This is a genomic window from Odoribacter sp. N15.MGS-14 (assembly GCF_000980245.1).
Lineage (GTDB): Bacteria > Bacteroidota > Bacteroidia > Bacteroidales > Marinifilaceae > Odoribacter > Odoribacter splanchnicus.
The window spans coordinates 1-9,698 of record NZ_LARE01000086.1 but is presented as its reverse complement, the minus strand read 5'-3'; the positions used below and the strand labels follow the sequence as shown (position 1 = coordinate 9,698).

The following is a 9,698-nucleotide window of genomic DNA, read 5'->3' as shown; positions in this document are numbered from 1 at the left end:
CGGGTATCCGGATCAGGCCAGAAATACTTTTGTCCTTTCAAATCATAATCGTCCGCCCATTTCCTAATTATTGGGTCATCATCAGCAATCGAAACAAAAGCCACCTCATCATTTTTATATATTTCCGACAAATCATTCAAAATACTAAGATTGTCAATTGCAGCCGGACATCCTCCCCAAAAATTAATCAAGATGACTTTACCCTTATTCGCCTGTATCACTTGTTGTAATTTTCTCATTCCTTCGCCGGCAATAATCATCTTTCCATTTTCGGGGGTAACTCCATACAGCATCGCATCGGAAACCGGTTTCGGATTATTCAAATAAACTTTCTTTGTTTCATATTTTCGAAGCAGAGGTTCGCGTAATATCGGCAAGGTCACGTGTCCGTCGAAAAAATCCCTGTTCTCCTCGAAGAAAGTCACATCATTAAACCCCAGGTGTGTATCGAACAGGGAAGCGACCATAAATTGCGACAAGACCTTATTTTTCGTACTACTTGCGGTTCTCATCAGTATTTCGGTACTGTTTTGCAACGTATCCTTTATCAGACCGGGCCGGGTTCGGAATTTGGCAGCCAGCTCGAATAAACGGGAATGTATCACCTCCCCGGTGAACAAATTTTCCAGGGCAGCATCGAAATTGAAAAATCCGGCAGGCACCGTATCACCGGTCAGGAAGGAATGCAGCGATCCATATTCGAGCAATAAATCATAATATTCGGCTTCCAGCCCTTTCATGATCCACTTTTGCAAATCTTTTCCGATCTGGTATTTCTTTGCAAACCTCAATATTCTTTGTAAACGAACTTCCCGTTCATTATCCATTTTTTTTCGAAATGCAGTAACCGGTAATTTCTGGTCGTCCGTTCCCGCCCGCTGTTCCAGGTAATAGCCTTCACCATCGGTATATGCGTAGAGATCCTGATTCAATTTCCCGGCAGTACCCGAAAACTCCACTTTATTCAGCTTAGCAAAATCCAATTCGATATGCAAACTGTCTCCCGGACGTATCAACAGATAAGGGATAAAGGTCTCTATCGAAATATCACGCAAAGCCAATGGCTGAAAACGAAAAGTAAAAGTGTGATCGGGCCTGATCGCGCATTCCTGTATTGTCTGTGCATTCCAGTAAGAAGGAATAATCACCTTTAAAGCACTTTGCTGAGGATAAACCTGCCTATTCTTGATATGACCTGTAATCACGGCATAAGCCAAAGGATTCACCGTTTCTTTTTTCTTTTCCCGCCCACAAGCAAGAACGACAAACATCAGTAAAATCAAGCAACCGAATCTCATTTATTATTTTTTAGTTAAAACCTTCCCTCTATCTTATTCCGTACTCCTCGATCTTACGGTAAAGGGTTGTCAGGCCGATGTGCATCAAACGGGCAGCCTCGGTCTTGTTTCCTCCGGTATATTGCAATACTTTCCGTATATGTGCTTTTTCCACCTGGGCCAGGTCGAATTCAGAGTATCCTTTTCCGCCTTCACTTTCCAAAACCGACTGCTGAATATCGAAGGGCAAATCGCTTACGGTCAATACCGCACCGTCGGCAATGATCATACTTCGTTCGATCACATTACGTAATTCCCTGACATTTCCTTTCCAGACATGTTTTTTCAAGGTTCCCAAATATTCAGGTGTAATCTCTTCTATCTTTTTCCCCACACCCGGTCCGAACATTTTCACGAAAGCCCGGACATACAATTCGATATCTTCTATCCGTTCACGCAGAGGAGGGAGTTGAATCCGAAAAACAGACAAGCGGTAATACAAATCTTCACGGAAATGCCCGGCCTCGATCTCTTTCTGAAGGTCTCGGTTCGTAGCGGCTATAATTCTGACATTTACTTTAATAGGACGGGTATCCCCCACTTTTATGAACTCGCCACTTTCCAGTACCCGTAGTAGTTTCGCCTGCAAATCGAAAGCCATTTCACCGATCTCATCCAGAAAGATCGTTCCCTGATCGGCTTCCTCGAACAGTCCTTTCTTTTCCTTCAAAGCCCCGGTAAAGGCCCCCGCTTTATGGCCGAAGATCTCACTCTCGAGCAGTTCTTTGCTAAAAGCCGAACAATTGACCGCCACAAACGACTTGCCCGCCCGGCTACTATGCTGATGTATGGCCTGAGCAAAGACTTCTTTGCCGGTTCCTGTCTCACCGGTCAATAATACAGGTACATCCGTCACAGAAACTTTTCTGGCCAACTCTACAGCCATCCGGATAGGCTTCGATTTCCCGAGAATCGACTCAAAGGAATACTTTTGTCCGACCTGTTTCTCCAATTGTTGCAAACGCCTGGCCATTTCTACTTTTTCCATAGCACGGCTGAGCAAAGGAATAATTTTGTTATTGTCGTCTCCTTTGGTTATATAATCGAATGCACCGTTTTTTATCGCTTGTACTCCATCCGGGATATTCCCATGGGCGGTCAGCAGGATAATCTCGGTCAAAGGTCCGAGCCGCTTCATTTCTGTTATAAGATCGACACCGCTTCCATCCGGTAAGCGGACATCACAGATGATCACATCGGGATTTTGCTGTTCCACTTGTTTCAACCCAGCCTTACAACTGTCGGCCTGAATGACTTCATAACCTTCCAATCCAATAATACGGGCCAATAGTCCCCGTAACTGATTTTCATCATCGATGATTAACACCTTACCCATTATACCCAGAATTAAATCGGTCTACAAACTTTATGAACTTAAATTAATTATACCTACTTCTGTTCGTAAAAGTAAAAAGTAAAAGACAAATGCCCAAAGGTTTGACCGGAAAATCCTAAATTTGCCGCATGGATTCATTGATCGATTTAGGATATTGGGGATTATTTATCGGTTCTTTTCTGGCTTCTACCCTCATTCCGATGAGTGCGGATGTATTACTGGTGGGTATCCTGGCTCTAGGCGGAAATGTATGGGCCTGCCTGGTTATCGCCACAACCGGTAATTGGCTGGGAGGACTCACTTCATACTGGATCGGTTGGCTGGGCCGCTGGGAATGGATCGAACGCTGGCTGAAGGTGAAGGAAGAAAAGCTCCTCCGTCAGAAAAAAAACATAGACCGTTATGGAGTATGGCTGGCCCTGTTTACCTGGCTTCCGCTTATCGGTGACTTATTGGCCGTCGCCCTGGGATTTTACAAAATCAAACCTTATGCCTCGGCCATCTACATGTTAATCGGCCGTTTCGCCCGCTTCCTGCTTTGGACCTGGCTCTACCTGCAATACGGAGAACGATTTTTTTAAACTTTCTCTCTTTACCGCCCCTCTCACCATTTCCACTATTTTTTCTGTTCTCTTGCCTCTCGCCGTTTTATCTGTCGTCACCGTTTTATCCGTTTCCACCGTCCCAACAACTTTCCTTCCCCCTTTACGTATTTGTAAGAGCACGATCAAACCTCTGCAAATGGGACATGACTTTATCATATTAGCGACCACCGAATTTTGGGAGCATTATGGCTATTTAGGATTGTTTGCCGGTTCGTTTTTGTCTGCACTTTTTATTCCTTTAGGTGCAGACCTATTATATGTAAGTATGTTAGCTATGGGATTCAACCCCTGGCTCTGTCTTTTCGTAGCGACAACCGGTGGTTGGATCGGAGGATTGGTGATTTATGGAGTCGGTTATGCCGGCAATGCCACCCGGATACGGAAATTATTCCATATCAAAGAAGAACAATTGCTGAAACAGAAAAATAAAATCAAAAAATACGGGGGCCTGATGGCACTCCTGGTCTGGATTCCCGTTATCGGCGATATTTCGAATGTAGCACTCGGCTTCTATAAGACGAAACGAACCCATACTTTTATCCTGATGTTTATCGGCAGAATGTGCCGCTTTCTGCTATGGACGCTATTGTTCCTGATCTTTTCAAGCCGTTTTATCAAATTTTTCGATAAACTCTGATTTCCAATCAAAAACTACCGATCAAAGAAGTCAGATTAGAGGTAAATAAGCGAACGGCTATTGCCAACAAGATAATACCGAATAATTTACGCATTACGTACACTCCGCTTTTACCGAACAGACGTTCTACATAATACACATAGCGCAATACCAGATACACCAATGCCATATTCATCGCGACAGCGATGATGATATTGAGAATATTATATTCCGCCCGCAACGACAACAAAGTGGTAAACGAAGCCGCCCCGGCAATCAAAGGAAATACCAGCGGAACGATCGTAGCCGACCCGCAAGGACTATCGTTTTTAAATATCTCGACACCGAAGATCATCTCTACCGCTAAAACCAGCAACACCAAAGCACCGGCAACGGCAAAAGAAGAAATATCGACATTGAATAATCCCAATAATGCCTGCCCGATAAACAAAAAGGCTACTAATATAACAAAAGAAATAATAGCTGCCTTTCCAGCCTCTATTTTCTGATTCTTTTCACGCAAACTAATGATAATCGGAATGGCTCCCAGAATATCGATTACAGCAAACAGTACCATAAAAGCACTGATAATTTCTTTAAAGCTAAAATAAATATCCATCGTGTGTATTTTTATCAACAAAAGAGCCGTTTTGTTTAAAATAAAACAATCAAACCCTTCGTAGTTAAATTTAAGACAACAAAAATACTACTTTCTAAAGAAAAAACAGGTACTTTTCCGATAAATTTTAATTCCGGATTCCGGGACGGACCTTTCATCCCGTTTTCGGTCCGTTTCTCTTTTTTCTTCCTACAGCAAGTTAATTTTTATCCGCTACAACAGCCTCCATTTCTGCTTTACTCCGGCTATTGGTTACCAGATAGACCCCTCCGAATATCAAAGCGACTGAAATGATTTTCACAAAATTAAAAGTATCCATCCCCCAACACACAGCAACAATACTAGCTACCAAAGGCTGAACATAATTATACATACCGGCAACAGTCGGGCGTAGATTTTTTTGCCCGATGACTATCAACACATAACTAACAAAAGTACTCCCCACCACGATAAATACCAATGCTCCGATTTCAGTGTTTTGTAAACTCTTCCACTCCGTATGGAGCAAATCATTATAAGAGAAGGGTAAAGCACAAATAAAAGCATAGGTAAACATCCATTTCATAATGGTAATCAAGGAATATTTATTCACAAAATTTTTAAACAACACAAAATAAAGAGCATAACTAAATTGTGCCAACAGCACCAATAAATCTCCCCAGATATAATGATTTCCAGCCGCTTTAGCCTCCGAAACCTGATGGCTCCCTAAAATCAGCAACAACGCCCCGGTAGCTCCGACTGCAATCCCCAGTACTTTTTTTCCTGTTATCGGTTCTTTCAAATAAATCGCCGCTAAAACCATGGCGAGCAAAGGCATACTGGTGGTGATGATGGAAGCATCCACCGGAGAAGTCAGTCCTACCCCGAAAATAAAACATCCCTGATTAAAAACAATAGCCAGGAGAGATGCCCCCAACAATTTTAATAAATCTTTAGGAGCCACCCGTTCAGGTTTCTGAAAGAATGAAGCGATCCAAAACAGCACCATAGCCCCCGTAATCCTTAGATCAGTTACAACGAGAGGAGTAACCGCACCTCCTACCATCACAAATTTTGCCACGGGAGACATCAATCCCCACATCACATTAGCCCCCAACATCGAGCTATGGCCTTTCAATTTCATCAGATTCATATCGGAATAAATTAAATACAAAAAAGAACCGACTTCAGTCAGTTCTTTTGAGCGTAGCGCTAAGGGGAATCGAACCCCTGTTTTAAGAATGAGAATCTTACGTCCTAACCCCTAGACGATAGCGCCATTTCGAGTATTTTAAAAAAGCCTGCTTTTGCAGACTTTCCCCAGAGCTGTTAGTGAGATTTGAACTCACGACCTCTTCCTTACCAAGGAAGTGCTCTACCCCTGAGCTATAACAGCATTCACTTTTACTTTCGTTCAGGCTACCCTTATTTGAAAGCGGTACAAAGGTAGTGGTTTTACAGTAGAATACAAATTTTTTGTAGTATTTTTTTTAGATTTCGATCAGTTTTTATCAATAATTGAAATAAACTACTGAAAATCAATAATAAAATAAGGATAGTTTCCGGTATTCGTGTTCGGGTCCCCGAACACGAATACCGGAGACAGCTTTGCTTATCCTCCCTTAGCGTCTCGGAATATCGACCGAAGTTTCTTTTTGACCTTTAAGATGCTCAGAAAAGAAATCCACCAGCCGCCAATAGAAATATTCGTCCATATCTCCGAAACTATGACGTTGCCCCGGAAGAATCAGCATCTCGAAACGCTTATTAGCCCGGATCAAAGCATTCACAACACGGATCGTATTCGCATCATGGACATTATTATCGATATCACCATGTACAAGCATCAAATGACCTTTCAATTGCTTAACAATTTCGGGATTCGTAGCTATTTTATAAACAAAAGTAGTATCTCCTTTTTCCGAAACGACCTCTTTCACGCCATGATGTGTCTCGCTCCACCAACGGTTATAAATCCGGTTGTCGTGGTTCCCGGCACAGGATACCGCAGCTTTATAAAAATCGGGATATTGACAAATTGCAGCTGTAGACATAAAGCCACCTCCCGAATGACCGTGTATGCCGACTCTGTCGATATCTATAAACTTATGGCGGGCAGCCAATTGTTCGACGGCCACCTTATGATCGGCCAAAGGATAATCACGCATATTCCCATAACCATAATTATGATACCATTTGGAGCGGGAAGGATGTCCACCCCGCTGTCCTACTGAAATCACAATGAATCCGGCCTGAGCCAAACGATCCGTCCTTACACTCATCCGGGTAAAAGGGTAATATACAGCTTCAACCTGAGGGCCCGGATAAACATAATCGATAATGGGATATACCTTGGTCGAATCGAAATCGTAAGGTTTATACATCACCCCGTATAAATCCGTCACCCCATCGGCAGCCTTGACGACAAAAGGTTCCGGAAACCGATAACCGGCCGCTTTCAATTGCGAAAAATCACTCTCCTGGATAGTCATCACTTTATTCCCCTCCCGGTCTAACAGATCGGCACAGGGAATCGTATTCACCCTCGAATAATTATCCACAATGAAACGGGCATCGTCATCTATTTTTACTTTATGAAAATACTCCCCTTTTGTAATCCGTTTCAGTCCACTCCCATTTACATTCACTTTATACAACTGTTCATAATACGGATTTTCTCCCTCTTCCTTACCATTCCCCACAAAATAGATCGTCCGTGTAGCTTCATCCACTTTCAGCACCTGCTCCACATGCCAGGGGCCTTTCGTGATCCGGTTTTTAAGATTTCCCTGATCATCGTATAAATATAAATGAGCCCATCCGTCACGTTCACTCCAATGAATCAACTCCTTACCCTTATTCAAGACAGCCAAAGGCCGCGTTTCCTGATAAGTATTCATCCGCTCCTGAATAATCGGCACAATCGAATCCTGCCCGATCGTATAAGAGCAGATATCAATACGATGAAGGTCCCGGCTACTACGAACCAGAAAAAAACGGTCGTTATCTCCCAGCCAAACCGGTGATACATACTCCATGTCCCGCTGTTTCTGTTCTGCAGGTTTATAGGATAAACTCAAATTTTGATTTTTAAACGCCGCTACTTTTATTTCCTTACGAACATTATTCTGCATATCGAATACATAAAGATGCTCCTCAGGGGCTTCCATCTCTCCAGGCATCTGATATTTATAAGTTTCCAACGTAGGACGTGGCTGAGCGATAGAATTGATCACCCACAATTCCTTTACTGCCCGGTCGTCGGATACCGTTACCGCAAAGTGTCTGGAATCGGGAGACCAACATCCCGATACCCGCCGGCGTTTACCGTTGCAAAGCGTATCGGTATTCAACATACTGTAAGGAATGCCATAACCGAAATCCTTCACTCCGTCTTGTGTCAATTGAATCTCGAGAATCGTACTGTCCTTCTCGTTTTTCCGGGCTTTCTCATAATCTTCCCGACTCATCCGGAAAAGGTTACAATCCTTAGCATATATCACCGTCTGGCCATCGGGAGAAAAATTTCCCCATCCCAATTTTTTCGGTTCCTTTTCCTGTCCTTTCAGATGAGTAAGTTTACGGGAAGGATAATCATAAGAGAAATAAAAGACTTCTTTTTCTCCTTTCTTCTTGTCTTTCTCCTCTTTTTTCGGTTTCACTTCTTGCGAAGATTCCACCTCAAAAGTAAATGTCCGGCCATCTTCTTTTGCCTTGAGATTACGTACCGGCAGATGACGGGCCTCGAAAGGATCATGAACGATCTCTGTCAGCTGAGCAGCCAGTTCATCCCGGTCGAACAGCAGATTTTTGGTACGCGCAGCCAGATCGACCACATACCAAAAAGTTCCTTCACTCGTTTTATACTCGAACCAGAAACGATTTCCTTTCTGAAACCAATGCGGATCGACCAAAGTAGAAAACAACATATTCTTCAGCTTATCTCCGGTAAACTTTTCTGCCTGCAAATATTCAGGTAACCTCTCTTGCGAAAATACCTTACCGGCACAACAGAGGCCGATAAATAAAATAATAATAATCCGATTTTTTTTCATATAATAACCATTTCAACGTTGTGTACAAAAATACACATTTTTAGGGATTCCGGGACGGACCTTTCGTATGGTTTTTAAAAACCGGACGAAAGGTCCGTCCCGGAATCCCTAAGGAAGTTCCCGAGCAAGATAAGGAGCAGTAACGGAATTTGTGGATTCCAGTAAAGCTGAAGGAGTTCCGGCAAAAAGTTTTTCCCCTCCCATCAGCCCTCCCCCCGGCCCCAATTCGATCACATAATCCGCAGCTTTTAAGACATCCAGGTTATGTTCGATGAGATAGATTGTATTTCCCTGATCGACCATCGTATCGAAAAGCCGGAGAATATGGTGGATATCTTTCACATGGAGCCCATCGGTGGGTTCGTCTAAAATGAAAACCTTACCTTTACTATCCAGGTATGAAGCCAATTTGACCCGTTGCAGTTCACCTCCGGAAAGGGTAGAGAGGGATTGATTCAAGTGGAGATAACCGAGCCCGACTTGCATCAAAGGCCTGAGTTTTTGTTCTATACTACTACCTTCAAATCGAAGGGAAGCTTTACGTACCGTCAAGTCCATCGTTTCTGCTATATTAAAGCCATCGACCCGATATTGCAGAACTTCCTTCGAATAACGCAAACCTCCGCAGGCCTCACATACCGTCTCGATCGAATCCATAAACGCCATGTCGGAAACAATGACCCCTTTTCCATTACAAAGTGGACATCCCCCCTTTCCGTTAAACGAAAACATACTCAGGCTAGTTCCACACCGGCGGGTAAAGAGTTTTCGGATATCGTCAGCTACACCGAGATAAGTTGCAGGAGTAGAACGCAAGCTGATCCCGATACTCTTTTGACTGATATAGACCACTTCTTCCGGGTAATTCTCCCGGAAACATTGCATCAGAGAACTTTTTCCCGATCCGGCAACTCCGGCTACAACTGTCAGTATCCCTAAAGGGAATCGGATAGTCAGGTCCTTCAAATTATGCATCCGGGCATGCTCTACGGTAAACCAGGCAGTAGGTTTCCTGAACTGAGCTTTAAGGGGCGTTTTTCCGGCTATCATTTGTCCGGTCAGGGTATTACTCCGGAGGAGGCCCGGATAATCTCCTTCATACAAAATATAGCCTCCTTCAACTCCCGAGCCTGGTCCAAGATCGACAA

8 protein-coding genes and 2 tRNA genes are annotated in these 9,698 nt (G+C 43.5%); 2 read left to right on the top strand and 8 right to left on the bottom strand.

Going from position 1 to position 9,698, the window contains the following annotated elements:
- On the bottom strand, positions 1-1,298 hold a 1,298-nt coding region (locus WS34_RS13200), incomplete at its 3' end, for a TlpA family protein disulfide reductase (protein WP_046405348.1).
- 28 nt (positions 1,299-1,326) lie between these two features.
- On the bottom strand, positions 1,327-2,673 hold the full coding sequence (locus WS34_RS13195; RefSeq protein ID WP_046405346.1) for a sigma-54-dependent transcriptional regulator: 1,347 nt from the start codon (positions 2,671-2,673) through the stop codon (positions 1,327-1,329).
- A 128-nt stretch (positions 2,674-2,801) separates the two neighbouring features.
- Here WS34_RS13195 and WS34_RS13190 point away from each other — a divergent pair, with 128 nt between their 5' ends.
- Together WS34_RS13190 and WS34_RS13185 are read left to right on the top strand one after the other, a co-directional pair.
- Entirely contained in the window at positions 2,802-3,254 is a 453-nt protein-coding gene (locus tag WS34_RS13190; protein ID WP_022160688.1) for a YqaA family protein, read from the top strand.
- Between the two features lie 160 nt (positions 3,255-3,414).
- Positions 3,415-3,915, top strand: coding sequence for a YqaA family protein (locus tag WS34_RS13185; RefSeq protein ID WP_046405344.1), 501 nt, complete (start codon positions 3,415-3,417; stop codon positions 3,913-3,915).
- A gap of 7 nt (positions 3,916-3,922) precedes the next feature.
- Here the strand turns inward: WS34_RS13185 and WS34_RS13180 are convergent, their stop codons facing one another.
- The 6 genes from WS34_RS13180 to WS34_RS13155 all read right to left on the bottom strand — a co-directional run.
- A complete protein-coding gene (locus WS34_RS13180; protein WP_013613590.1) occupies positions 3,923-4,513 on the bottom strand; it encodes a MarC family protein in 591 nt (196 codons plus the stop codon).
- A 199-nt stretch (positions 4,514-4,712) separates the two neighbouring features.
- Positions 4,713-5,648 (bottom strand): DMT family transporter, encoded by a 936-nt coding sequence (locus tag WS34_RS13175; protein ID WP_046405349.1) that lies wholly within the window; start codon positions 5,646-5,648, stop codon positions 4,713-4,715.
- A 54-nt stretch (positions 5,649-5,702) separates the two neighbouring features.
- Positions 5,703-5,774, bottom strand: a tRNA-Glu gene (locus tag WS34_RS13170).
- 45 nt (positions 5,775-5,819) lie between these two features.
- Positions 5,820-5,891: transfer RNA gene (locus WS34_RS13165), tRNA-Thr, on the bottom strand.
- A gap of 226 nt (positions 5,892-6,117) precedes the next feature.
- Positions 6,118-8,550, bottom strand: a complete 2,433-nt coding sequence (locus WS34_RS13160) for a S9 family peptidase (RefSeq protein WP_046405341.1) — start codon at positions 8,548-8,550, stop codon at positions 6,118-6,120.
- Between the two features lie 108 nt (positions 8,551-8,658).
- A partial coding sequence (locus WS34_RS13155) for an ATP-binding cassette domain-containing protein (protein WP_046405339.1) occupies positions 8,659-9,698 on the bottom strand: 1,040 nt, incomplete at its 5' end.